The sequence below is a fragment of the Planctomycetota bacterium genome (assembly GCA_016207825.1).
In the GTDB taxonomy this organism is placed as follows: Bacteria; Planctomycetota; MHYJ01; order JACQXL01; family JACQZI01; genus JACQZI01.
On record JACQZI010000007.1, the window covers coordinates 126,943 to 152,219 of the forward strand.

Consider the following 25,277-nt stretch of genomic DNA (forward strand, 5'->3'; position numbering starts at 1 on the left):
TCGGGAGATTTCGCCGGCCCCATAAATATCTTGACCCTTTGCCGGTAAATGTTTAAATAACATCTATTGAACTATTGAATCCTTGAACGATTGAACTTTTATTTATGGAATCTTTATCCAAGATACTGATTAATTACGGCTACCAGGAATTGGCCAAGCCGAAATATCCGCGCGTCCGGCACTGGCCCAGCGACGCCGGCAAATGCCTGCGCGCGCTCGTCTACCAATGGCGCGGGGAGAAAATCAAGTCGCCCAACGGCAGACTCTTCTTTATCTTCGCGGACGGCAATCTCCACCACGAGTTAATCGTCAAACAACTCGAAGAAGCCGGCGTAACCGTAACCATGAAAGAAGCGCCCCTGCGGGATACGGAGCGTAATATCTCCGGAAAACTCGACGCCCTTATAAAAATGGACAATAATTACTACGTCCTGGAAATAAAAAGCATCAGCCGCCGGGGATTTGACGAAGTCATGCGCTTGGGGGCAAAGGAAGAACACGTCCTCCAACTCCAGCTCTACCTTTATTACGTCCAGAATATTTTCAAGATAAACGCCAAGCAGGGAATTATCCTTTATAAAAACAAGGATACCAGCCACTTTGCCGATTTCCCGATTGATTACGACGAAACTTACGTCCAGGGATTTTTCAACCAGTTAAAGGTCCTGGAAACACATGTTAAAGAACAGTCTCTGCCGGACCGTCCTTATGAACGTGATGACTGGCACTGCAGTTATTGCGATTACCGGGAAACCTGCTGGGCGGGTATTCCGGCCAGACAAATCGAGGAAATCAAGGATGAAGAATTGGTCACGCTTTTGGGAGAGCTCCTATTTGCCAAGGAACAGAGGAAAGATTTCGAGGAAAAGGAAGAACTCCTTAACGAAAGGGTGAAACAGATATTGAAAGACCGCGGATTTACCGAAGGCAACCTGGGAAGCTACCGGGTGAAGTTCGAAGAAATGGTCATGCGCAGATTAAACCAAAAGAAACTGGCCGAGCAGCTTGGGGAAGATAAACTGCGCGAGTTTTATGAAGAGAAATCTTATCCCAAACTGACTATAAAAGAACTGGAGTATTAAAATATGCGCGCACTAAATATTACCATGTGGGTTATTCGGTTAGGGGCAATCCTGATAATCCTTTTCTGCCTTTTCGCCTTACTGACAGATAGAACGGAACTTTTAAAAAAGATGGCGGATTATTTTGTCCCGTTCATTCTTGTTTACTTCGTGGGGAGCATCTTCCAGATGTACCTGCGTTACCGGAACGCCGGTAGGTATCCCCCGCCTGCCGGTGAGGTAGGCCCGGAATTAAATCCGGACGACGAAAAAGGGTGTCCGAAATAAAACAGGAAACATGAGCGCGATAATCCGAACAATCAGGTATTTTACACTCTCCCCCCTGGAATACTTATTCCTGATGCTGCTAAACACTTACACTGTTCTCAAATCGGTTCTGGTGGAAGGGCATCACGGCAAAAGATTAATATTCCAGAATATAGCCCTGCAGATATATTTTACGGCAATCCAGGCGATGTCCATCATCATCATCACCGGCGTAATAATCGGCACGGCCGTCCTGGTAGAGCTGGCAATCATCCTACCGCGTTTCGGAGCGGAATCACACATGGAACGGATGTTTGTCATCGTAGTGGTGCGAGAACTTATCCCGATTATGACCGCACTTATCGTCATCGGGCGCTCCGGGACAGCCATGGCAACCGAGTTGGGAAACATGAAACTCAACAGGGAACTGGAATTAATGGACAGCGTGGGAATCAACACGGATTATTTCCTGGTCCTGCCCAGGCTTATCGGCATAATAGTTTCCATAATGTGCCTTACGATAATTTTCAACGTAAGCGCCCTGGTCGGCGGATTCCTTTTTGCCGGGATTTTCAAGCCGACCGCTATCGGTATTGTTTTCAAAGACCTGCTTCTGACCGTAGATTACCGGGATATTATTATTTCCATGCTAAAGGCGTTTTTGTTCGGATGGGTAATTGCGATTGTAAACTGCTCGCATGGCCTTTCGGTCAAAAGGTCTTTTACCGAGATTCCACAGGTAACTACAACTGGAGTGGTAAATTCAATTATATTTTGCTTTGTCATCAATATATTTATTTCGTTATACGTTTATTCCTCGTTTAATATATGACGCAACAAACAGAATGTTTCCTGGAATTTGAAAGAGTCTTTTTCCGGAGGGATATGGCCGTTATCCTAGATGATTTTTCCTTTAAAGCGAATGAGGGCGAATTCCTGGTGATTGTCGGCCGGGAAATCAGCGGTAAGACCACGCTCCTCAAATTATGCGCCGGCCTTTTTAATCCTGGTAAAGGGAAAATCAAGATAAGGAATAAACCGCTATCCGATTCTTCCTACCAGGAAATGCAGCGGTTCAGGCAGAAAACAGGTTTTGTATTCGAAGGCGGGGTTATGGTTAGCAATCTCAGCGTCAGGGAAAACATGGAATTACCATTACGGTACCATTCGTCTTTGAACGATAAAGCAATAAATAAAGAGGTAGAGAAATATCTTGAATGGTTAAAAATAACAATGTATGCTGATGAACGTCCGGCTGGCTTGCCGGAAGAAATAAAACTGCTGGCAAGCCTGGCGCGGGCGCTGGTAACGGAACCGGACCTACTCCTGATGGATGATGTTTTCAATTCGTTGAGCAACGTCAATGTCCAGAACGTTATTGATGTCCTTGAAGAAATACGCAATAAAAAACGTATGACCTGTTTATCCACAACAGGCCTGGTAAACCTTATGTCCGCATTTTTGGAAGAACCGCTGGCTGATTCGCTGATGTTGATAGAATCCGGGAAAATCACCCATCACGCCGGTGCTAAAGAAGTCTACGAAACTCTTAAAAAAGGAAACTGGTAACGAAGATGCAATATAAAGTCTCCAACGTAGAAAAAATGATAGGGGTTTTTGTCTTCATCTGCCTATTATTTATAGGCGGCTTTGTGGTCTTAAATATCAAGGAAGGCAAACTCTTTTCCAAAAGGATAAAACTTATCACCATTGTGGACAAAGGCTATGGTTTTACCGAAGGTTCGGTAGTAAAAGTCAACGGCATTAATGCCGGAACGGTGGAAGATATCAGGCTGGATGATTACAACAAGGTCTGGATTACCATGAGCCTTCCTAGAGAATTTGCTTATAATATCCATAACGACGCGGTAGTGGAAATAATCGAACCACTCGCCTTGGGAAGCCCGGAAATAAATATCCTGCCCGGCTCAAAAGATAAACCGCTCGTGCAAAACAAGGAAATACTCCCGGTCCATACCTCTGACGGCCTGGCGGCAAAGGTGGAAAAAAGCTTTACCAAGATAGAAAAAGTTATAGAGGATATCCACCAATCAATGGGCCCGCTCAAAGAAACCATAGAAAATATCAATAAGATTACGAAAAATATAGAATCAATCACCGCGAAAATAGATAAAGGCGACGGGAGTTTAGGACAAATGGTCAATGACAAACAATTATATAACAGCGCCAAAGACGCGGTGGATTCCACACGAACCATTGTGGAAGGCATTAAATCCACCAAAATCTATGTGGGCGGCGATTCCGATTATTATATCGGCCAGGACGTGGCGATAAGTAAATTACACTTAAGGGTAGTGCCCAGGGAAACCAGGTATTTCTGGCTGGGCGGCGCCATATTCAACCCAACCAGCGACAGCAAAATCACCATAAAAAGAGGCGACCTGAACTATAAAATTGTCCCGGAAGCCATTATCGCCCAGAAAATATTTGACCAGCGTCTGATCATCAGGGGCGGCCTCATGGAAGGGAAATTCGGCGGAGCATTAGATTATGTCCCCATCCCGGAAATAGGCGAAAGCCTGCTTTTAAGCATAGAGGTGCGCGATACATTTGACGATGATGATTTTAACGAGAATATAGATACTTTCCTGGTAAGGGTAAAGGCAAAGGTAAAACTGCTTAAATATTTCAGCCTGGAAGTGGGCGGAGACAACCTGATGGACGATGCCGGATTCTTTGCAGGCATCGGCTTTGAATATATGGATGAGGATATTTCCAAGATAGTCGGTCTTATCGGCGCGGGGAAATAGTTACTTGTCTTTTTTCTCCTCCAATTCAATCACCTCGGCTTTCTGGTTATAATAAGGAATTTCCCGGCGGATGAATTTGCCGTCTATCACAAAAGACGATTCCACCCCTCCGGCAACGGTTCTTACCCAACGCATTGTATATCCGCCGCCTTTAAAATTATCAGGAAATGTTTGCGAAACTTCTTCGACAAAAGCGCTCATCGGACCGCTTAAACAATCACGGAGAATAATTTTCCCGTTATCCGCAAAAGCGTTTACCCAATGGCCGCCTGAAAGATTTACACCATAGGCATTTCCGTAACCGGCATTAGCAAGCAAATATGCGCAGATATTGGTCACATTACAGCAATCGGCTTTTTTATCCTTAAAAACATCCGCGACTGTAGGTCTGTTTTTATCATAAGACATTTTGCCATACCAGGCTCTTGTTATTTCCATGGCGTTTTTGAATGCTTCAGCTGGCGACATTCCATCAAACCTAGGAATTTGTTCCATAAAATGCGGATCAAACTGATCTTTGGCTGACTCGCTGGTTATCGGCGTTCCCTGGCGGTAATTAAGAACCTCCAACAAAGAAACTATATCCTGAAAACTTCCGTCCTCTTCTTTTGATTCAGGATTAACTTTCGACCAGTTCTTCATTACTTCAACTAAAAAGTCACCAGCCTTTTCACGGCCATATCTATCCAAAAGGCAATTAAGATAAGTCAAGTTGTAAGGGGTTTCCAATGATTTCCGCAGAGTATTAATAATACGGGAAAATTCTTTCAGTTTATCTTCAAGTGAAATATAAAACTTCCGCTGGGATGGCGCGGCAAGGTAAACGGATTCGGACAAGCAAGGTTTTCCTAAAACGCCTTTTTCGGCATCGGTAAGGCATAAAATATCTTCTATTTGTCTTTGGAATTCAACCCAATCTTTATGAAACCACTCTATGCTTGCCACGCAAGGCAATCCCCCGGCACCAAACCGGTGCTCTTTGATTGCTTCCGGGTGTTTATTGATATAATCCAAGGAAGTATTTATATTCTCTTTTAACCAGGCAAGCTCTAATTTGACCCAGCCATTAACATCATTAATTCGTTTTAGAATGCTTTTTAATTCCACTAAAAACAAAGATGCGGATTTTTTATCAGGGCTCTTTTCTATCAGGCTTTTTAGAATATAGGAAATTTCATCAGGCGTCCTGCCTAATTGTTTCAATAGGCCGTTTTTATTGGGAATCGTAAATTTATCATCCTGGTTCAGCGCCGATTGGATGCCTTCCAATTGTTTCTGGCAATTATCCAGCTGGGCGAACAACGGTTCAATCTTCTTGGATTGCTCACCTATCCATTTTTCATATCCGGCGCAGGTTTTAATAAACTTATCGTTATCTTTAGAAACAAGGCACTGTTGCAAAGGGATTATAATTTTATCCAGATACTGCCAGAAAATCTCCCCCTGATTTATACCCTTGACACCTTCGTTGGTAATCCTAATGGAAGAGTTTTGCGAAGGGCTTCTTTTGCCCAGGTAGTATTCCTGGTGGAGCGCAGCCAGCTTTTGCCACTGCGCGAGGTCAATAGTAATTTCCCCTTCGGCCAATCCATACGGCGATAAAACAAGCATACTTAATAACAGAATTGCTGTAATAAATAATCTGCTCATTATTTCACCTCGCGATATTCGATGGAAAATAAGTTTCCTATTTCTATTGTTTTTATACCATCATCGGTCACCAGCAAAAAATCACCCTTGTGGTAATTAAGATAACTGCCTTTGACAACGGAATTATTTTTCAGGGTAATAATGATATAATTCCTTGTCTGCACGAACGGCTGAACATTTTCGGTAAGGGGGTTTTCTTCTACGGCAGGGATGTTTTCCACAGCACGAGCATTCGGTTGCGCGGCAGGCGAGTTTTGAACAAAATCTTCCGGCTTATCATTTTTAGGTTCGACAGGCGTTTCCATTGGTTTCATCTTTTTAACCGGGGTAATCTCTGCCCGGAGCGCTTTAGTTGCCCTCTTCAAAAACAATACGGCAAAACAAGCGTTAACCACATCGCCGCTGGCCCCACTCCAACTGCCGGATGCATTTTGGGAATTGACCAGTCTTTTCGCACCTTCCAGATACCAATCATACCTGCCGAATTTATCGACTTCGGCTAAAATCCCCGCCCGCTCAAAAGAATAATACGTGTATAAAGCCCAGCCAACCCGCAGGTCCAGGGTGGTGGTAAAACTATTTTCCATCCATCTAACCGCCCTTTTTATCCGCTGACAATCTTTATATTTTTCCTTCATATAATATTCCAATATAGCCAGGCTGCTGATGCCGCCGGCTGTCATAGAAGCATAACTTGCTTGTGTCCGCAATGACCCATAATTCCACCCGCCATCCGGATTTTGAGCACTTTCCCACCATTTTTTCGTAAGGGTAATAGTATCTTTAGGCAAAGCTATTCCGGCATCCATGCAAGCACGCAATCCCAATACCGCATATTGAGTATTTGAGTTGTCTCCACTGGGGACACCAACTATGGTTTTTCTTTTTATGATAATATCCGCTTTTATTCCGTTGCCAGTAATATACTCATCTTTTTGGGTTGTAGAAGGGGTAACCTGCGGTTTATTGCGGGGTGTTGTCTGGGCGGCAAGCTGGTTATTACCCACGTAACTCCATTGCCCGTTCTTACACTGGGCATCCACCAGCCATTGGGCACATTCGGCAATCCGTTCCTGGTACTTCTTAGCATCCAGTTTTTCCAAAGCCATCGCCTGGAGAGCTACATTATACGTGCGGTCAAGCGGGCTTTCAAGCATATTATTCAAAAGCCCCTTAAAAATATCATTAAAAGGAGATACTTCGCCGTGTATTAAGGTTAATAATATCAATTCGCGTGTGTTCGGCGGAAGAGGCGAAGTCAATAAATACCCGGTCCCTTTCGCAATCGCCTCGTCAATCTTCTTCTGGAGTTCTTTATCCGCCCCGCTCCCTTTATCCGCCGGGTAAACAAATGACGCATTAGTCAAAATCAAACCCAAGGCAATAAATGCAAAAACAATCCTCAAATACCGCATAAATTCACTTCGTTATTATTTATTAAAAGATACCTTCTTTATATCCTCATCAAGAATCAGGCTCGGCCCGGATTCACCTTCTATTTGTATAATATAACGATGGTCCTGGTAGCCCAGGAATCCAGCTTTTATTTCCGATCCGTCTTTCATATATATCGTTATTTCAGGCGAAACGTTATTTTCCGGAGTCTCCGGGTCATGTTTATCAGTTTGGCTCATCGCCGGTTCCAAAACTGCTGTCGCATTATTTTCAACCGGTTGCTCGGGAGTTTTTTCGCCCTCAGGACGCAAATAATTAGGCCCAAGCAAATAATTATCCTCCTCCAGTAAAGGAAAAAGCGACCATTGATTTTGTTTTGTCATGTCGTTCTGCCGGGGCGGATTATTAGCTCTGTTAACGGGGTTAGTCACAAGTATCCGATTAGTGGCTGATGCTTCCTGATCCAACTCAGGATAGATGATAAAAACCGCTGTCACACTGAGGATGATAATCCCGATAAGCACCCACAAAAACGATGTGAAAATAGCCTTGTCGTATGGTGGGGTTTTACGGGGCAATAATGTCGCTGGATTAATATAGGATAATTTACTGTAAAACCCGGAAAATATCTGTTTCGGGAATGATTTTTTGGTTAAAAGTTCGCCGGCCGGATTACCTGCAGAAACACCCGCAACAACCGGCTCCAGTTCTTTTGCTTCCTGACCATCCGGAATGAAACTGAATTCAATTACCGAATCGCCCACTTTTATCTTGGACTTATCATCCAAGCAAATTGTCTCGCCCGGTGTCATTTCCTGCCCGTTAAGGATGGTTTTATTACGCGTGCCCAGGTCTGTCAGGTAATACCGCCCGCCGCTTTTTTCTATCATGAAATGCTTACGAGAAATAAAACGGTCTTTTACTTTAAGGGTATTGGATGAAGAACGCCCCACGGTAATTTTGCCCTTATCAATTACCGAAACGGAAATACCCTCTTTTGTCAATACCAATAATTGGGCTTTCATAATTAACACGGAACCACGAAAGAGAATAAGGCACGAAAGTTTTTATATATTCCGTGTTTTCCTTTTCCATTTTCGTGATTTCGCGTTAATACCTCGCCGGGTCGTTTTCATCAAAGTTCAGGAGATACCGGTCAATAAACCGATGGATATCCGACATATCCTGCCATAGCGCCCTGAGGTGCCGTTTTTCATGGTCGTATTTATTGGTCCATGAAGGTTCCCAATTCGTGCTATAACCGATGCAACCTACTACGCTTGACAAAACGAACGTCAGCATGATAAAAACCCCTCCATAACGGCTTGTTTTACTATTCTTCATTTTCATCCACTCCTCTTTAAATTTATCTCTTAACCGCCCTTAAGGTGTTCAATACCTCTATCACTTTTTTATGCACGGATTTTGTGTGGGTAACCACCAAAAATTGGCTGGTCATGGTAAGCGAAACCTTCTTGTTATCTTCCCATAGTTTGGCTCCGGTTTGCGATTTTATAGCCTCTTCAATCTCCTCCTTGGTAACATTTTTCTGCTCTTTCGGAGGCATTGCCGGAGGAATCGGGAATGCGGCGCCTCCAGCACCTTGTAAGTTTGAATCCACATCCGGCCCTTCAAAATCCTCAGGAGGAGGTGCCAAAAGGTCGTCAATCCGGTAAATGACCGTCACATATTCTCCGGCAACCGTTTCATCCGGAGCCATTATAACCAACCCGCCGTCATCATAAAGGCATTTCAAATCATACATACTTATAGCCAAACGCAAAGCCATTTTCGCCTGAAGATTCTTAAGGGAAACAGAAACGATTTTTGTTTTGTAATCGCTGTAAACCTTGGAAGTCAGGCGGAAACGGATGAGCAAAGAATCCTGGAAATATTCCACAGCTTCGAAGATGGTTTTATCTTTAAATTCAAAGTTCATCTTAACGGATTCCAGGCGGTTTTTTATTTCCTGGTATGTTTCCGCCCATACCCTGTTAGTCTCTTTCGCATCTTCCTTTGGCTCCTCCTTTTTAACCTCATCCTTAACCTCGTCTTCACCCTTGTCCTTTCCCTCAATCTTTTCCTTCTTAACCTCATCCTTGCCCTTGTTTTTCTCTTTCTCAGTCTCTTCTGCAACTCCTAAGATACCGGTAAACAGGAAAATAAAAACAATCAACCAATTGACTTTAAATATTTTCATATCTATTTCTCCTTCGTAGCAGAAACGAAGTCCCCTAGCAGGATCTCGCATCCTACTGTTTTCACTTCTCCTTTTCCCTCTCCTTCTTTTCCCTATCTATTGACTTAATCCAATTCTCAAACCATTTTTTTATATCCAATCCGGGAAGCCCTAGATTCTTGTTATCTAACGGTTCTGTTACTATTCCAGCACCTCCGTCGGGGAATGTCAAATCATATTGCATATCCCGAAATGCCTTAAAAACGATACGACGGCTTTTGTCGTATTCATAAACGAGCACTTTTTTCTCTGCCGTATCAAGCACCCATAGGATAGTTTCCTGTAACGGAGTGCCAATAGTCTGCGCGACCATCCCGTTTGCGCATCCCAGATTTACGCCGCCGCTTTCGGCAATGGTGTATTGAACCGGCGCACGGCTCAAAAGCAAAAAGAGAATCGCCCCGCCCATAAATCCCATTATCGTGTACACCCATTTCTCTTTCCCCATAATCCACCTCCTGTAACACGAAAGCACAAAAGGGACGAAAAGACGAAAACACGAGAAAGTTTCGTGTCTTCGTGCCTCGTTTTCCGCGTTTTCGCGTTTATTTTCGGTTATCCATTACACAAACCATTTTATCCACTAAAGTAAATAGAATATCCAATTTCCGGTCGCCATCAATATCCGCCACGATAGGAGAAGATACAAACTTAAGAGGGCCGTGATTACTGCCGGCAACAGTCAGGTTAGAAAATTTAATTTCAATACGATCAACGCAAATACCCTCTTTGCCGTCTAACGCGTATAACGAACCGTCATCTGAGCCTATAAATACATCCAGCCCGCTTTCTGATTTCTTATCATAATAACCTGTCCGGCCGGAAGAATTCCTGAACATCGCCCACTCCGACTGATATGACCCCACGCGATCCTTGGTCGCCAGTGCCGGCGAGGAATAAACCCGCCCTTTAGTTTGGAATACCCACTTCGCATTGCCGTTACGGCTGTCCAGACAGTATATCTTCCCGTCCAGCGAACCGAAAATCACCTCCATGATATTATCCCCGTCGCAATCGCCGACTGCCGGACTGGAATAAATGAACCCGCTCGTTTCAGCTGTCCAGAGGACTTTCCCGTTGCGCCCGTTGAAGGCATATAATTTATCGCCGATGCCGATTACGATTATGGGGTTGACATTATGCGGAATAACCGCAGGAGACGAAACCTGGACGAATCCCCATCCGGACTGCTTTGTATCCCGCAGAATATTCCCCTCCCATTCGGTGTTTCCCGTCTTGCCATCCAGGCATTGTATCAGCGAATTATTCTTATTATTACCCGCGGTGATTATTTCCAGGTCGCCGTCGTTATCGACATCATAAGCCAACGGAGTGGCAATAGCCGGAGGCGCGGAAACGTATTTTGACCAGATTTTATTTCCCTTATGTGAAATGCAGTAAAGGTTCCCGCTAAGGTCAAGCGCGATAATTTCCGGCCCCTCAATCGCATCGTTCGTATCCACCGCCACAGGCGAAGCAATAAAGTTAGCCTTGCTTTCGCTTTCAAATCGCCAGATTCTCTGCCCGTTATCCTTAAAAAGATGGACCATCCATCCGGAAGTGGAACCGCCCACGATTTCTGTTGCCCCGTTGTAATTTATAATATTTGCGGAAGCCCGACCGGCATTATTATTTGTCTCGTATTGCCATTTATGCTTTCCGTTTTTCGTAACGCAGACATACCGGCCGGCGCTTGAAGTATTAGCATTGCCGCGGCTGAATTCGCCGGAGCCTTCTTCGGTTCCGCTGACGATATCCATCAAACCTTTGCCGGCAATCACGGCTGGAGATGAAATAAGCCACGGCGCAGTCTGGACGGATTGGTCTCCATGGCCCCAACCAGAAGGCTTATACAACTGGACCCCGTGTGTCGCTAGGAACCGGTATTCCCATTTAATCTTTAATACTTTCTGTCCGTTGGTAAGCGCACGCTTACCCGTTAATAAAACGCTTGAAACCAGCGGTGAACTCTTTCCTTTGGCGCCGGGGAGCTTTTTATTCAACCCCACAAGCGGAAGGAACGAGTTAAATTCTTTAACATATTCGGTCCGCTCCATATCAAGAGAATTAGCAACATCGCCAAGTGATTCTTCTTCGCCATCCTGATCGGCTTCAAGGGATTTTGATTCGGTTTCTTGGAGGATCGAATCATTTGCGGTGATTTTGGTCTCGTTAAGCAGGCTCTGGAGCAAGGATTCCATATTTGAGGAAGCCTCCAATGCCTGAGGAGCTTCCACCCGGTCGGATACAAACCGGATTCCCACAGGGCCCGCATGAAGTTCCGGCTTTGGCATGGTATGGAAAAATATCAAAAGCCCTATGGCAAAAACATGGATAACCAGGGAAGCTATCCAGAATAAGAAGCTTGAAAGCATACGCCTTATCAATTGTTTTATCTCTTTATGGATATCCGGGAAATAAGAAGGATGCACCATGACCAGCGCGCCAGCAGCGGAAACGCCCTCGCCTATGCCGTAATAGGATTTGAAAAATACCGGATTAGGCGCCAACGCTTCAAAAGTAATCTTCGGCACGGATAGCTCTTTAGGCGCGGCGATTTCTTTGGCAGGCGCTTCGGCTTCCGGCTCCTCTTTTGCCTCATCGGAAGATGGCGCAAACGCCAGGATAATTTCACCCAGCTTTATCTTGTCGCCTTCTTTAAGGGGATATGGACAATTGGATTTAACCGGGTCGCCGTTTAAAAGCGTCTGGTTTTTCCTGCTCAGGCTAACCAGGGAGCAAAAACCATTGGAGCACTCGATAATAAGCTGCTTGCGGGAGATAAAGCGGTCTTTTATCTGCAAATCAGCCTTGGAAGAGCGCCCGACTATGACGCGCTCCTTTTCTATCGGATATACGCTCAATCCCTCTTTACCAATAACAGTCAGTTGGTATTTCATAGTATTATTTTATTTATAGGCTCGGACTTTTGCTTCCCTTGGCTTATTGGTCCGGTTGTTCGTAAAGGTCAATATCTTATATTCCTTGGGAAAGCCCGCGCTGGTATCTATAAAGCCTTCCACTTTGCTTAAGGTATAATTGGTGCCTTCAATTTTATCGCCTTCCTGGACATTGAATTGCTTGGAGAAAACTATCTTGCCGTTCGCGGCGTATTTCTTAATCCGGACGGTGAATTTACCGGTCATGTTATTGTAATTAACGCCGCTCTCGTTATCTTTGCCGCCATCGCAATCGGGATAAGCGATTTCCGGGGTTAGGACGGAGAGCTTTCCGGAAGGGGCGCTTTCCGGATTGCCGCCTTCAGCCTTATCTTTGGTTAGAGAAGTCAGGTAATATTCATAAGTTGTTTCAGGCTGAATCGCGGCATCCGTATAATTTTCGGCATCAGCCGAAAGCTCGGCTAAAAACTTATAAACTTGCTCATCCTGCGCCTTACGGTAGAGTTTATAGCCAATTACCGTAGCCGTAGACTTGCTTGGCCCCCAAAAAATAACCACCGTATCCGGCTGATTGGAATTGACTTTAAGCGCCTCTATCGCGGGGGGCAGGATAATTGGGAGCGGCTCCTTGGGCGCTTCCTGATAAGTTACGGTATGGATGGTGTTTTTGTACATGAGGCTATTGCTCATTTCCGGGGCTGGGGGCAGGGTCATCCAGGCCTTTTGGAGGCGTTCCAAGTAATCGATTTTTGGGAGTTCGATTTTACTATCTGAACTAAGCACTGCTTCCATTTCCTGCAATTTGGCATCAAAGGCAATCTTTTCAGCCGGTTCGGCGGAATTAACCGCCTTTAAGGTTATGAGGCACAAAAGAATAACGGCTATTGCCAAGGCGCCTTTTTCCAGCCACATCTTTTTCATACTGCACCTCCTTTATTTATTAGTACACGGATTTAGAGGATTAATCTGTTTCATCCGCTTAATCAACCCCATTCTGTTTACAATCTCTATCAGTCGGGTGTCTCCGAATCTCGTCCCGCAAGGCGGGATGGGATGAGTGGAGCATATAAACGATCCCCCTATCGAATATTAAGCAAATACTATGCCAAGAAGCTTAAAAATAAGGAGTTAGGGCTAAAAAGCGTTTAAATCTATTTTAAAGCGGTTTTATTTCATTTTTGTTATAAAACTCAATATAAATGGGTTTTGGGAGTAAACAAACTTTGCGACATGTCAACAATCTTTACATTATAATACGGTAGGCAGAATCAAGGGTTATTGCCATCAGGAAAAACAGAGAAAACGCGGAGCAAAGCGACGTCCCCGCAGAGAGGATATACCGAATTATCAAACTGCTAAAACACAATCTCTGTCTTTACGTTGGAATGGCTAAAACTCATATATTGATTTGAAAGGATTCCCTTTTCTCTTTTCCACATCCAACGAGTAACAAAACAATCAGGCAAATAAATAATCCGATTGCTTTACCACAGTTTCTATTAATTGATTCATTCCGAAATGCGGTATAAATAAAGATAGATATCGTCCTTCAGAGATTCCGCCATCTGACGCTCGGAAAGCGCGCTTAAATCGCCCATCACCCAGATAAACGCCAAGTGGCTAAACGCATCCAGAAAATAATCCATTTGCACCGTCTTGCCTGTCAGCATTTCTTCATACGCCGTGTTTATCTTTATCCGGGCTTCCTGCAAATGATAGCTTCCATTAAATATCACATAATTGGGTTGCTGCATCTGGCCCAGGATATCCTTTTCACCCGATTCCGTTCCGGCATCCATTGTTTTAAGATACTTGATGGTTTCAATATACTGGTTATATTTATCCAGGAAATATTTACGGAAAAACTCGTTCCTTTCCATGTAGCCCAAGGCACGGGTCGCTGAAGCCAAAGACCACAGGTTTTCATCCAGCCGCTCTTTAGCCAGTTCCACCAGCCAACTGATATCAGCCCTTGGATAATCCTTCATGAACTTTACCGTTTTACTCCGGGCTTCCAGGTAGAATATTTTCGCCGATTCGTAAAAAGCAAACTGCTTGATATTATTAACAAAAGGCTCGGAGGTTAAAGAGATGATTTTCCCTGTCTTTTCAGATTTATCCGGAACGCCCGCCTGGTATGACATGATATCGCCCATGATAAGATCGCGGACGATAAGAAGCCAGCGCTCGGTTTCCGGCACGGTATTATTCTTTGATGCGGTTTCCGAATCAAGCGCTTTCCGGACAGCCAAGGCAAGTAAATCCGGTTTATCCGTAGCGTTTTCCTCCGGAATAAGCTTTTTTATATGGGATAATCTTTCTATCACGGAATATTCTATCTGCCGGCGGAGCACCGAAGGTCCTATCGAATAAAGCCTGTGGTAAACGGCCGCCTGCATGAACTGGTGTAACGCGTAAGGAGGGGCTTCATCCAAAGCGTTTAAGACGGCATCATATTCGCCCAGCGCTTTGCCCCACCTTCCTTCATCATAAGCATCATTGCCGGCATGGAAATGCTTCCTGGCGAGCTTATAATGCGTGGCGCAGTTTAATGAAAAGAGAAGGGTACACGCGATGAAAACCCATATTTTTCTATTCATCACTCCATCCTTCCTTCCCTATAAGCTTGACAAACACACATCCGGTAAGATTTTCGGCCCTTATTTCCGAACCGTTTTTGTTTACCCTGAAAAGTTTCTGGGAAAACTCATCTCCCACAGGCACCACCATTATACCTTTATCCGCTAATTGGTCAATAAGTGAATGAGGAATATCCGGAGCCCCGGCGGATACGATAATCCTGTCAAAGGGAGATTTTTCTTTCCAGCCGATTGAACCGTCAGATATTTTAAAGGTAATATTACTAAATCCAAATGTCTTTAAGATTCTTTCGGCGCCTACAGCCAATCCGGAAAGGCGTTCTATGGTATAAACTTCGCGGACTAATTCCGCGAGCAAAGCCGTTTGGTAACCGGAGCCGGTGCCTATCTCAAGGACTTTCTCTTTACCCTTTAGGAATAATTCCTGCAGCATATAAGCAACCATATACGGCTGTGAAATGGTTTGCCCGCAACCTATCGGCAGGGGACGGTCGTCATAAGCAGAATCCAAATGCTTTTCAGTAATGAATAAATGCCTGGGCACGTGCCGGAACGCGTCGATGACCCGTTGGTCGGTAATATCGCGTGAAACGAGCTGTTCCTCTACCATCCTGTGCCGAAGCTGAGTGTAATCGTGTGGCAATTATAAAAACTACCTCCTGGGAAAGCTTTATTTAATGGCAGGCAATCCGTTGAAGTATTTGTAAGTCATCCCGCCTATTTCAATAACATCGCCGTCTTTAAGGCGCTGGTCTTTGATATCGCTATTGTTTACCGTGCCGCGCGCATGGCTGGCGAAATTAACGAACCTGAACCCGCTTTCATCCCTCAGGATACAGGCGTGTTTGGGCATCATGGCTTTTAGGAAAGAACCTTTCAGGTGGAAATCGCAATCTTCATCAGCGCCGAAAAAGGTGGCGGTTTTTAAAAGCGAGAAATTACGGGTGCCGCGTTTGGCATCTTGAAAGACCAGATAACCCCGGATAGTGCTGCTTCTTTCCTTTTGCTTCAAATCGAGCTGGCGGCTGTCGATGGCAATAGTCATATCCATATCAAGTTTTTTGGGAGGCGGAGGCGGTGCGGCCGGTTTCTCTTTTGCCTCGGTAGGCGGAGTGCACGGTTGCGGAACACATTGCTGGGGGGCGCATGCCGGGACTTCATCCATTATTTTAAATAATATGGAATAATTCCACAAGCCTATTTCATCGCCGTCATTAAGGTTATACTGATTAACTCTTTTCCCGTTTACGTAAGTGCCGTTGCCGCTGGCCAGGTCTAAAACCACATAAGCTGGTCCGCGCTTTTCTATCCGCGCGTGGTGGCGTGAAACGCCCACGTTATCAATCTGGACATCGCAGGTCGGATCGCGCCCCAAGAGAACCGTATCTTTATTGAGCTTAAAGGTCTTGATGGGCTTGCGCTCAAAAGAAAGAGTTAATTCGATCATAGCTCCCTCCCTAATATAAACGGGGTTAAATTTTATTTATACGGGATAAACGCTTACGCGCCTACCGCCTTCAAATTTGACCTTGCCGTTAATCATCGCGAAAATGGTGTTATCGCGCCCGATTCCGACATTGCGACCGGGTTTATAGAGGGTCCCGCACTGGCGCACGATAATCGAACCGCTATTAACCGCTTCCCCTTCGAACCTTTTTATCCCGCGCCGCTGCGACTGGCTGTCGCGGCCATTCCGGGAAACACCACCGCCTTTTTTATGTGCCATAATTTCAGTCTCCTTAAGTTAAGTTCCCTGTTTGGGTTGCATATAAATTTATGATAAAATGGCGAAATTGTCAACTAAAATTCGGAATATTTCTCCGATTTTATTTTTATCACGGCCGGCGCATGCCCAGAGCGGAAAACACCCCTGCCTGAAGGAAAAAGGCTTCCGGCTAAATATGCCTCTTATTTTATATTTTTTATTTATTTATTTGACAAATCCGGCTAAAATAGTATAAAGTAAAAGATTACGTTATGAAGGGAGGAGTTTAAAGAAAGGAGGTAAAACAATTACTATTTAAACCGGCTTCCTTTATAAAAGGTTACTTACCAAAAACAGGAGAACAACTATAAAAAGGAGAAGGTTACATGGAACTTGCAGACAAAACATTGAAATGCGGTCTTTGTGGAAACGACTTTGTTTTCACGGCGGATGAACAGAAGTTTTTCCAGGAAAAAGGATTTCAGAATGAGCCGAAACGTTGCCTGGCTTGCCGTAAGGTAAAGAGACAGGAAAGGCGCAGGAGTTTCGGCGGCCGTGAAGGAAAATTCACGAAAACCGAAGTAACATGCGCGACATGCGGTAAAACGACAGAAGTCCCTTTTAAACCTGTACAAAATAGACCCGTTTATTGCAACGAATGCTTTGCCAAGATGAAAGCCGAAGGCACAGGCAATCAATAAATAAACGGCATTAAAAATAAAAACTATGGCTGGTATCAGAGTAAAAGTTGAAGGATCAATAGATAGGGCACTCAGGCAGTTTAAGAAAAAGTGCATCGATTCCGGGCTGTTGATGGAGCTTAAACGGCGCGCCTATTACGAAAAGCCAAGCGAAGAGCGCCGGAGGCTGCAGAAGAAAAAAGAACGGACTATCAAAGGGCCGAAGCTCTTTCTGAAGAATAAATTTTCTTTTGACCGCCCCAAAAGTTTTAGCAGGTAAAACAAAACCGCGTCCCGGTGTCATGTTGGGACGCGGTTAAAACTACTCGGATTCCGGTCTTTTTACACTGTCACCAATCTGAAACAAGCTGATGTCTTGGGCGGGAATACTCTGTGCGGTGGACCAGTCTTCCTCCACCCCATCCACTTCTATTTTCCCTATTGACTTTCTACCGCGGTAGATTTCCAGTTTCATTCCCTGATAAACCATATCTTTCCGCCCTATGGAAATGATTACTATGTTATTCTCCTTATTAACGGACCTGATTTCCCCTGAAATGCTTTTAATGGACGATGGCGATTCCTTGGGTTTTACTTTTAAAGGTTCGTTTTCCAGGTTATTTAATTCGGTTTCCAGCTCTTTGAGTTTTCCGCCTAATTCCTCCAACTCTGTTTTGATTTCGGCGTTTATCCGCAACTCTTCCTTTAGTTGAAGTTTTAGCCTGTCGCGTTCGTCAGTAAGCGCTTTTATCTCTTCCTCGTAATTCCCTTTAATGCGCTTTTCAGTCCTATTTAAATCCTGGCTCGAATTACGGCACCCGATAACCAAGCAGCAAACCGTTAAAAGAATCAAATCCAGTAAATTCATTTTCAACATACCCAGCCTTTTATCTATCAATAAACAATTCCGACTCGAAGTTCTGGAAATAAAAAGCGCCCTGAAATCCCAAGATATTTCTTATCGCGTTTTCCAGGGTGAATTCACCTTTCTTTACAGGATTACCCTTGAAATCATACTGGTAAGTGGAGCCGTTCTCCATAAAAAATCCGGACAGGCGCAGCGAAGCATCCATGATATAACATATCTTTTTAGGGGTTGGGTTGCCGGAAAAAACTATCGTGCTTTCTTCCAGGTAGCCGATAATTTCATGCTGCTTGGAATCAGCCAAGCGGATTTCCTTGCAAACCACATCGCGCTCCTCGTGCTTAATTTCCTTTTTCGAATAAGTCCTTTGCGGCTGGGTAATACAGGAAATATTTGCCAGTAAAACCATGGTAACAAACGCTAATAATATATTTTTCATGGTTATAATTCCTTTATCTCGTAAGCCCTTGAACCCACCCCTTTTCCTTCACCGTATTCCAGTTGGACATTGTAATCAAGATTCGGCCAGTGTTTCTTGAACACATCCTCGCCGGCATCCTTATTAACCAAATCTATGGTCGCCTGGTCTATGGCAATCGGGTCAAGTGACGCCAAAAGTCCCAAATCCTTGGCCATCGGCTCCCCGGTATTCGCCCCCATGCAATCGCATTGCTTGGTTATATAGAGAGCCGCATTCATGAATCCGGATTTTTTGCCTTTTAAAATCTCCGCCACGTAATCGACCATTTTCTTCTGGACATTTATGGATGATTCATCCCATGATATTTTAATCGCCCCTTCGGGGCAAACGCTGAAGCATTCGCCGCAGCCGACGCATTTGGCCGAATCTATTTTCATTTTGTCGTTCTTCATAAGTATGGCATCCGAAGGGCACCACCCGGCGCAGGTCCCGCAGCCGGAGCATTTTTCTGTAATAGTCTGCGGCTGCATCCCGGAATGCTGGGCGAGTTTTCCCCCGCGGCTGGCAAAGCCCATGCCTAAATTCTTCAAGGCGCCTCCGTAACCGGTTAAAAGATGCCCGGTCGGGTGCCCCATCCCGATAATCACGTCGAGGAAAGGAACGAGCCCGGCCAGATGGACATAGGTCAAAAACAAGCTCTTTGCCTTTACCGATACCTGATGCTCTCCCTTTAAGCCATCGGCCATGATTATCGGGCATCCGGTATTTTCCGGAGTGAAGCCGTGCTCGTATGCCATCTGGAAATGATCGACCGCGTTATTACGTCTCCCAGCATACAAAGTGGAAGTATCGGTAAGGAACGGTTTCCCTTTTTTCCCCTTAATTGCTTCGGTAACGGGCTTGACAAAATAAGGCTTGATATACCCTTTCCCGCCTTCTTCCCCGAAATGTATTTTTATGGCGGTAAAATCATCTTTCTTGATTAGCTTGCCGAAGCCTGCTTTATCCCACAGGAGACTGGTTTTCTTGGCAAGAGTTTCCCTGGGTTCGTTTTCCCTTGCCCGCACGAAATAAACAATGCTTCGCATCCTGCTTAACCCCCTGCGTTTTTTGCTACCAGGTTGCTTGCCCGGATAAGCGAATCGAACGTGCCCGCATCCGTCCACCAGCCGTCGAGGATATCATACCGCAGTTCTCCGCGTTTTAGATACGCGTTATTGACATCGCTTATTTCCAGTTCTCCGCGGCCTGAAGGTTTTAACGTTTTTACAATATCAAAAACCCGTTCGTCATACATATAAATGCCGATGACCGCGTAATTGGATTTAGGCGATTTGGGTTTTTCTTCTATTTTAATTATTTTCTTGTTCTTAAAAACAGGCACCCCGAACCGTTGCGGATCAGGCACTTCCTTAAGTATGATACGCGCTCCTTTTTTCTGGTGCTTAAAGCTCGTGACAAAAGGCTTGATGGACGATTCTATCAGGTTATCGCCTAATATAACCACGATTTTACCACAATCCGCGAAATGTTCCGCCAATGCCAATGCCGCGGCGATTCCGCCTTCGCCTTTCTGGTAAGCGTAATTTAAGCCTTTAAGCCCGAATTCCTTCCCGTTTTCCAGGAGCTTCAGGAAATCCCCGGCATTATTTCCTCCCGTAACTATCATAATATCTTTTATCCCGGCTTCCACCAGTGTTTTTATCGGGTAATATATCATCGGTTGCTTGTAAACGGGAAGCAGGTGCTTATTGGTAACCTTGGTCAAGGGGTAAAGCCTGGTACCTAATCCGCCTGCCAGAATGATGCCTTTCATAAATCACCTTTCTAAAATATTTATATAGACGTTTCTGCTGCGCGGGCCGTCAAACTCGCAGAAGAAAATCCCCTGCCAGGTTCCCAGAGCCAGTCGCCCCTCCTCAACCGGGATAAACTGCGAAGTTCCCGTCAAACTCGATTTAACATGGGCATCAGAATTGCCTTCCGAATGGCGGTAATTGCCGGATTCCGGGATTAACCGGTTCAGTGTGTTTATAATATCTTCCCGGACGCTCGGGTCGGCGTTTTCGTTAATCGTCACGCCAGCCGTTGTATGCGGAATATATACATGTGCCAATCCGTTTTTTATCTTGGTTTTAGCCAGCGCCTTTTGGATTTCTCCGGTAATATCAATCATTTCTGTCCGCGCCCTGCTTTTAACACTTATCGTTTCCATTTTATCAGCCACAGATTTCTCAGATTTATCTGACAACTATAAACTAAAAACTAACAACTACTCTATTTCCCCTTCGGTCGGGCTGCTTGCGCTTGCCGTTAAATACTTCTTTTCTATCCGGCCGGCGGAATATGCCAGATGCCCTGCCTCGCAGGCGAGTTTCATGGCGCGCGCCATCCTGACCGGATCTTTGGCTAAGGCGATTCCGGTATTAAGGAGCACCCCGTCCGCGCCCAGTTCCATGGCAACCGCGACATCGGAGGCCGTCCCGACCCCGGCATCCACAATCACCGGCACTTTCAGGCGGTTAATAATAATCCGGATATTATGTGGATTAACGATGCCAAGCCCCGAACCGATGGGAGCCCCTAAAGGCATGACGCACGATGCACCGGCATCCTCAAGCCTTAAGGCAGTAATCAAATCATCCGAGCTGTAAGGCAGGACGGTAAATCCTTCCTTGACAAGTATCTTGGTCGCTTCTATCAACCCCGATAAATCGGGATAAAGCGTCTGCTGGTCGCCGATGACCTCGAGCTTGACCATATCGGAAAGCCCCACCTCGCGCCCCAGCCGCGCAGTCCTGACCGCCTCATCAACCGTATAACAACCGGCGGTATTCGGCAGAATAACGTATTTCTTTTTATCTATGTAATCAAGCAGGGATTCTTTGGATTTATCATTAAGGTTAACGCGCCTGACGGCAACAGTAACACATTCAGTTCCGGATGCCTCAAGCGCCTCGGCCATCAACTTGAACGTGGCGTATTTCCCGGTGCCGACAAACAGGCGGTTCTTGAATTCGTATTTGCCTATCTTTAAAATATTGTGTTTCATATAAAATCTATTCTATGAGTGATAATCTCTTGCGTCAAGAAAATTTCGTTGCCACTAAGACACGAAGACACTAAGAATATATTTTTCTCCTATTTGTGCCTTAGCGCCTTTGTGGCTATTTATCAACATAAAAAGTATTTAATAACCCTATCAACTATTTCACCCTTATCAACACCCTCCGAAATATCTATCCATTCGACATCCTTAAACGACCTGAACCAGGTCATCTGTTTCTTAGCGAGCGCGTGCGTGCGTTTCTTGGTCAGCTCTTTTGTTTCCTCCAGAGAGATTTCGCCCTTAAGATGTTGCACAACTTCCTGATAAGCAATTCCCTGGATGGACTGTTCTCCGAGCATCTTTTTAGTCCATAATTCCTTAACCTCTTCTATCAATCCGTCTTTAAACATCTTATCCACTCTTTGGTCAATCCGCTTAAGGAGTGTTTGTTTTTCCCATCTCAAACCGACCAAGATTGCCGGATACTGCTCTTTTTTATCCTGCCCGGGTGCCCAGTGCGTCTGGAACGAGGACATGGGTTTTCCGGTTATTTCATATACCTCCAGGGCGCGGACGATTCGCTTGCGGTCGTTTTCGTGGACACTTTTCACGCGTTTCGGGTCAACTTTCTTAAGGCACTCGTAAAGAAAAGTCAAGCCTTTGTTATTGGCCTCTTCTTCCAGTTTTAGCCGTATCGCTTTATCTGCCGGAGGGCCCTCGAATATTCCGTATAAAAGGCATTGCAGGTATAACGGCGTTCCCACAACCAGAATAGGTTGTTTATCCTTTTTCCTTATATCCTTAATGGCTCCCTGGCAATCCATTAAAAACCGTGCTGTATCGTAGGAGTCTTGGGGAGAAACAATATCCACGAGGTGATAATGATATTTCTTTATCTCAAGCTGTGTCGGTTTAGCCGTGCCGATATCCATCCCTCGGTAGATTTTCATCGAATCCAGCGAGACGATTTCTGCACCGACGTAGGTCGGGGCATCCCCGCAGATTCGGGTGGAGGGGGCGCGTTGCTCCGAATTAATCTTATCGGCAATTACTTGGGTGATTTCCTTCTTGCCGGAAGCCGTCGGCGCTAAGATGCAAAAAAGCCTGTTCTTCTTCATAAGGGAAAGATTATAACATCAATCCCCTGCGGAGTCAATCTATGGAAACAAAAACACCCCGTTCCATTTTATTCCCCGACGTTACGTCGGGGTTAATAGGGAGTCCCTGCCGGTAGGCAGGGGGCGAATCACACCAATGAAACGAATAGGACGAATAAATCTAAGGTGTAGTTTCTTATTCGTGTGATTTGTTTTATTAGTGGCATTCGTGATTAAAAACCCTTAATTAACTAATTAACTGATAAACTGAGGTTTTTAATCATTGACTATTTATAAGGAAAAAGTAGAATAAAGTTGGTTAAGGAGTTTTTCTAAGTCTCGCATATTATGATAAAATCAAATATTTTATTATTTTTAACGGTGTTCATAGTATTTCTTATCCCCGGTAATTATTGTGTCACCGAAGAAAAGGCGGATAAAGAACAACAGGCGGAAATCGAAAAGCTGATTAGCCAGCTTGGGAATGACGATTATAACACACGGGAAGAGGCGCAAAAGAAACTGGAAGATATCGGAATACCTGCCGAACCGGCGGTAAAAGAAGCGACTAAAAATTGGGATAAAGAAGTCAGCATCCGTGCTAAACACATTCTTGAAGTAATCGAGATCAAGAAACGGTGGAAATTTTCGCAAACGTTCCTGAAAGAATACCCTAAAATTTACGGGGATTTATTAAGATTTAATACCGATGAGAAGTTTGATTTTATTATGAGGATAAGGAAAAGCGATGATAAGGGGGAATGGAAGGGGAAAGATATTATAACGACTCAGGATTTAGCTTATTTGATTGGTGAAGTTTTATCTCAGCCGGAAAAACTAGATTCTAATCAAAAAGAAAAGCTGGTTGATATATGTATGGGAGCAGTAGGCAATGAAATGTTTTATAAATATCCTGTTTATGAATCTGTTCCGTATATTGCCGTTTTGCTCAAGGATAAAGACGTGTCCATCAGGAAACGGGTGATTTCTTTTTTTGAACAAGCGGCCTTTGAATTACCAGAGCAGGATCGATTAAAAGAGATACTCCCTGTGTTATTGGATGCAACAAAAGATGAAAATATTGATGTTTGCCTTGGTTCTATTAAGCTTATTGATGACCTTTGCATTACAGAAGCAACACTAGAAACAATAAAGTTGCTGGACAGTAAAAATCCTGATGTACGGGCAAACGCTGCCATCGCCATTAGTGATTTTAGTGCGAAAGAAGCAATTCCCAAGCTTATAGAATTATTAAACAATGAGAATGATTCGGTTCGAAACTCCGCGGCTGAAGCGCTAGGTAAACTTAACGCCAAAGAATCCATTCCGAAATTAATAGGTCTATTGAATAATAAAGTGACATGTAAAAGTGCCGCTATTGCACTTGGTAAGCTAGGCGCAAAGGAAGCAATTCCTGAATTAATTAAACTATTAAGCTCAAAAAATGATTCTATCCGTGAATCTGCAGCGATAGCGCTTGGAGAACTTGGCGTAAAAGAAGCCATTCCCGAATTGATTAAACTATTAGATGAACAAGACGACTTTGTGCGAGGTTCTGCGGCTGAATTACTTGGAAATCTTGAGGCTAAAGATGCAATCCTCAAGTTAATTAAATTATTAGATGCTTCCGAACCTTTTGTGCAAGGTCGTGCCGCCGAATCACTTGGTAATCTGGGGGCAAAAGAAGCAACTCCTAAACTAATTAAATTACTAAGAGAACAGAATTATTTAGCATGCGCTTCAGCCATAGAGGCCCTTGGTAAGATGGGAGCAAAAGAAGCTATCCCAGAATTAATTAAACTATTAGATTCAAAAGACGGTTCAATACGCCCTTTAGCAATAATTGCACTTGGAAATCTTGAGGCAAAAGAAACGACTCCTAAACTACTCAAATTGTTAACTGACAAAGACTATTGGGTATGCGCATCAGCCGCGGAAGCCCTTGGTAAGATGGGAGCAAAAGAAGCTGTCCCGGAATTAATTAAACTATTAAGTTCAAAAGATGACTCAGCACGAAAATCCGCGATAATTGCTCTAGCTGATATTGGAGCAAAAGAAACTTTATCAGAATTAATCCTATTATTAAACGATGGAAACACAGAAATTCGCGGTATTGCAGCAATCGCAGTAGTTTCACTAGGGGGGAAAGAGAAAATATCAAAAGAAATAATAGAAGACATAAAACCGATTTTAAAATGGCGCGAGGATTACGCTAAACGTGCGTTAGTTGCATTAAAGAAATTAGGTGTATCTGAAGAAGATTATAAAGACTTAATTGAACCCTCCTCAAAGTAAAATTTTACCCATCTTTAAATTACGGGACACTACTGAATTCAAAATTTCCTTATCAGGCAAGTAAATACGAAATCTGGATTAATTTAGCCTTGTGCATTCCCTGCTTTTTACCGGGTGCATTTTAAAATTCATACCCGATTTTTCAGTTTTTCGATGGGGGTAGATAAATTTCTGGGAGGAGGCATATTATATTAATATAGGAATCCTACTACGTCTATATAGGAGCCCTATTACACCGGTATAGGAGTCCTATTACTTCAATGTAGGAGCCCTACTACTTCG

The 25,277-nt window shown here is 44.3% G+C and carries 27 protein-coding genes; 8 read left to right on the forward strand and 19 right to left on the reverse strand.

The features are described 5' to 3' along the window. Positions 1 to 104 precede the first annotated feature (104 nt). From HY811_02295 to HY811_02315, 5 genes are read left to right on the forward strand one after another with little or no spacing between them, the layout of a single operon-like run. A complete protein-coding gene (locus HY811_02295; protein ID MBI4833636.1) occupies positions 105 to 1,082 on the forward strand; it encodes a Dna2/Cas4 domain-containing protein in 978 nt (325 codons plus the stop codon). Between the two features lie 3 nt (positions 1,083 to 1,085). Further along, the gene (locus HY811_02300; protein MBI4833637.1) at positions 1,086 to 1,349 is read left to right on the forward strand and encodes a hypothetical protein; all 264 of its coding nucleotides are present in this window, start codon (positions 1,086 to 1,088) and stop codon (positions 1,347 to 1,349) included. Positions 1,350 to 1,359: 10 nt separating this feature from the next. Next, positions 1,360 to 2,160 carry an ABC transporter permease gene (locus tag HY811_02305; GenBank protein MBI4833638.1) on the forward strand — a complete coding sequence of 267 codons (801 nt, stop codon included), beginning with the start codon at positions 1,360 to 1,362 and terminating at the stop codon, positions 2,158 to 2,160. After that, a complete protein-coding gene (locus tag HY811_02310) occupies positions 2,157 to 2,897 on the forward strand; it encodes an ATP-binding cassette domain-containing protein (GenBank protein ID MBI4833639.1) in 741 nt (246 codons plus the stop codon). Before HY811_02305 ends, HY811_02310 begins: the two co-directional genes overlap by 4 nt. A 5-nt stretch (positions 2,898 to 2,902) precedes the next feature. Then, complete coding sequence (locus tag HY811_02315; GenBank protein ID MBI4833640.1) at positions 2,903 to 4,099, forward strand: MCE family protein; 1,197 nt, start codon at positions 2,903 to 2,905, stop codon at positions 4,097 to 4,099. On the opposite strand, the gene HY811_02320 is transcribed toward HY811_02315, so the two are convergent. The 12 genes from HY811_02320 to rpmA all read right to left on the reverse strand — a co-directional run bounded on the left by HY811_02320 (position 4,100) and on the right by rpmA (position 16,609). Continuing rightward, positions 4,100 to 5,749 (reverse strand): hypothetical protein, encoded by a 1,650-nt coding sequence (locus HY811_02320; protein ID MBI4833641.1) that lies wholly within the window; start codon positions 5,747 to 5,749, stop codon positions 4,100 to 4,102. Further along, complete coding sequence (locus HY811_02325; protein ID MBI4833642.1) at positions 5,749 to 7,164, reverse strand: terpene cyclase/mutase family protein; 1,416 nt, start codon at positions 7,162 to 7,164, stop codon at positions 5,749 to 5,751. The genes HY811_02320 and HY811_02325 overlap by 1 nt, the downstream gene beginning before the upstream one ends. Before the next feature lie 15 nt (positions 7,165 to 7,179). Further along, positions 7,180 to 8,169 carry an FHA domain-containing protein gene (locus tag HY811_02330; GenBank protein MBI4833643.1) on the reverse strand — a complete coding sequence of 330 codons (990 nt, stop codon included), beginning with the start codon at positions 8,167 to 8,169 and terminating at the stop codon, positions 7,180 to 7,182. Positions 8,170 to 8,254: 85 nt separating this feature from the next. Continuing rightward, positions 8,255 to 8,494, reverse strand: a complete 240-nt coding sequence (locus HY811_02335) for a hypothetical protein (protein ID MBI4833644.1) — start codon at positions 8,492 to 8,494, stop codon at positions 8,255 to 8,257. Between the two features lie 16 nt (positions 8,495 to 8,510). Continuing rightward, on the reverse strand, positions 8,511 to 9,344 hold the full coding sequence (locus HY811_02340) for a hypothetical protein (GenBank protein ID MBI4833645.1): 834 nt from the start codon (positions 9,342 to 9,344) through the stop codon (positions 8,511 to 8,513). A gap of 61 nt (positions 9,345 to 9,405) precedes the next feature. Further along, complete coding sequence (locus HY811_02345) at positions 9,406 to 9,831, reverse strand: hypothetical protein (GenBank protein MBI4833646.1); 426 nt, start codon at positions 9,829 to 9,831, stop codon at positions 9,406 to 9,408. Between the two features lie 97 nt (positions 9,832 to 9,928). Next, on the reverse strand, positions 9,929 to 12,283 hold the full coding sequence (locus tag HY811_02350; protein ID MBI4833647.1) for a PQQ-binding-like beta-propeller repeat protein: 2,355 nt from the start codon (positions 12,281 to 12,283) through the stop codon (positions 9,929 to 9,931). 9 nt (positions 12,284 to 12,292) lie between these two features. Further along, positions 12,293 to 13,204: a fibronectin type III domain-containing protein gene (locus HY811_02355; GenBank protein MBI4833648.1), complete on the reverse strand. Its 912-nt coding sequence runs from the start codon at positions 13,202 to 13,204 to the stop codon at positions 12,293 to 12,295. Between the two features lie 587 nt (positions 13,205 to 13,791). Next, positions 13,792 to 14,883 (reverse strand): hypothetical protein, encoded by a 1,092-nt coding sequence (locus HY811_02360; protein ID MBI4833649.1) that lies wholly within the window; start codon positions 14,881 to 14,883, stop codon positions 13,792 to 13,794. Continuing rightward, the gene (locus HY811_02365; protein ID MBI4833650.1) at positions 14,876 to 15,493 is read right to left on the reverse strand and encodes a protein-L-isoaspartate(D-aspartate) O-methyltransferase; all 618 of its coding nucleotides are present in this window, start codon (positions 15,491 to 15,493) and stop codon (positions 14,876 to 14,878) included. Before HY811_02365 ends, HY811_02360 begins: the two co-directional genes overlap by 8 nt. Before the next feature lie 60 nt (positions 15,494 to 15,553). Next, positions 15,554 to 16,330 carry an FHA domain-containing protein gene (locus tag HY811_02370; protein ID MBI4833651.1) on the reverse strand — a complete coding sequence of 259 codons (777 nt, stop codon included), beginning with the start codon at positions 16,328 to 16,330 and terminating at the stop codon, positions 15,554 to 15,556. Between the two features lie 36 nt (positions 16,331 to 16,366). Continuing rightward, complete coding sequence (gene rpmA / locus HY811_02375; protein MBI4833652.1) at positions 16,367 to 16,609, reverse strand: 50S ribosomal protein L27; 243 nt, start codon at positions 16,607 to 16,609, stop codon at positions 16,367 to 16,369. A 365-nt stretch (positions 16,610 to 16,974) separates the two neighbouring features. Between rpmA and HY811_02380 the strand changes: the two genes are divergently transcribed. Together HY811_02380 and rpsU are read left to right on the forward strand one after the other, a co-directional pair. Beyond that, the gene (locus tag HY811_02380; protein MBI4833653.1) at positions 16,975 to 17,289 is read left to right on the forward strand and encodes a zinc-ribbon domain containing protein; all 315 of its coding nucleotides are present in this window, start codon (positions 16,975 to 16,977) and stop codon (positions 17,287 to 17,289) included. Positions 17,290 to 17,314: 25 nt separating this feature from the next. Next, positions 17,315 to 17,548: a 30S ribosomal protein S21 gene (rpsU, locus tag HY811_02385; protein MBI4833654.1), complete on the forward strand. Its 234-nt coding sequence runs from the start codon at positions 17,315 to 17,317 to the stop codon at positions 17,546 to 17,548. 42 nt (positions 17,549 to 17,590) lie between these two features. Here the strand turns inward: rpsU and HY811_02390 are convergent, their stop codons facing one another. From HY811_02390 to miaA, 7 genes are all read right to left on the reverse strand, one after another. Next, entirely contained in the window at positions 17,591 to 18,145 is a 555-nt protein-coding gene (locus tag HY811_02390) for a hypothetical protein (GenBank protein ID MBI4833655.1), read from the reverse strand. Positions 18,146 to 18,155: 10 nt separating this feature from the next. After that, positions 18,156 to 18,572: a hypothetical protein gene (locus tag HY811_02395; protein MBI4833656.1), complete on the reverse strand. Its 417-nt coding sequence runs from the start codon at positions 18,570 to 18,572 to the stop codon at positions 18,156 to 18,158. Between the two features lie 2 nt (positions 18,573 to 18,574). Then, positions 18,575 to 19,642, reverse strand: coding sequence for a DUF362 domain-containing protein (locus HY811_02400; protein ID MBI4833657.1), 1,068 nt, complete (start codon positions 19,640 to 19,642; stop codon positions 18,575 to 18,577). Between the two features lie 5 nt (positions 19,643 to 19,647). Further along, entirely contained in the window at positions 19,648 to 20,370 is a 723-nt protein-coding gene (locus HY811_02405) for an NTP transferase domain-containing protein (protein ID MBI4833658.1), read from the reverse strand. A 3-nt stretch (positions 20,371 to 20,373) separates the two neighbouring features. Next, on the reverse strand, positions 20,374 to 20,769 hold the full coding sequence (locus tag HY811_02410; GenBank protein ID MBI4833659.1) for a YjbQ family protein: 396 nt from the start codon (positions 20,767 to 20,769) through the stop codon (positions 20,374 to 20,376). Positions 20,770 to 20,826: 57 nt separating this feature from the next. Next, a complete protein-coding gene (locus HY811_02415; protein MBI4833660.1) occupies positions 20,827 to 21,606 on the reverse strand; it encodes a thiazole synthase in 780 nt (259 codons plus the stop codon). Between the two features lie 122 nt (positions 21,607 to 21,728). Next, positions 21,729 to 22,721, reverse strand: coding sequence for a tRNA (adenosine(37)-N6)-dimethylallyltransferase MiaA (miaA, locus tag HY811_02420; protein ID MBI4833661.1), 993 nt, complete (start codon positions 22,719 to 22,721; stop codon positions 21,729 to 21,731). A 327-nt stretch (positions 22,722 to 23,048) separates the two neighbouring features. On the opposite strand from miaA, the gene HY811_02425 reads away from it, so the two are divergent. Beyond that, complete coding sequence (locus tag HY811_02425) at positions 23,049 to 24,995, forward strand: HEAT repeat domain-containing protein (GenBank protein ID MBI4833662.1); 1,947 nt, start codon at positions 23,049 to 23,051, stop codon at positions 24,993 to 24,995. Positions 24,996 to 25,277: the final 282 nt, after the last annotated feature.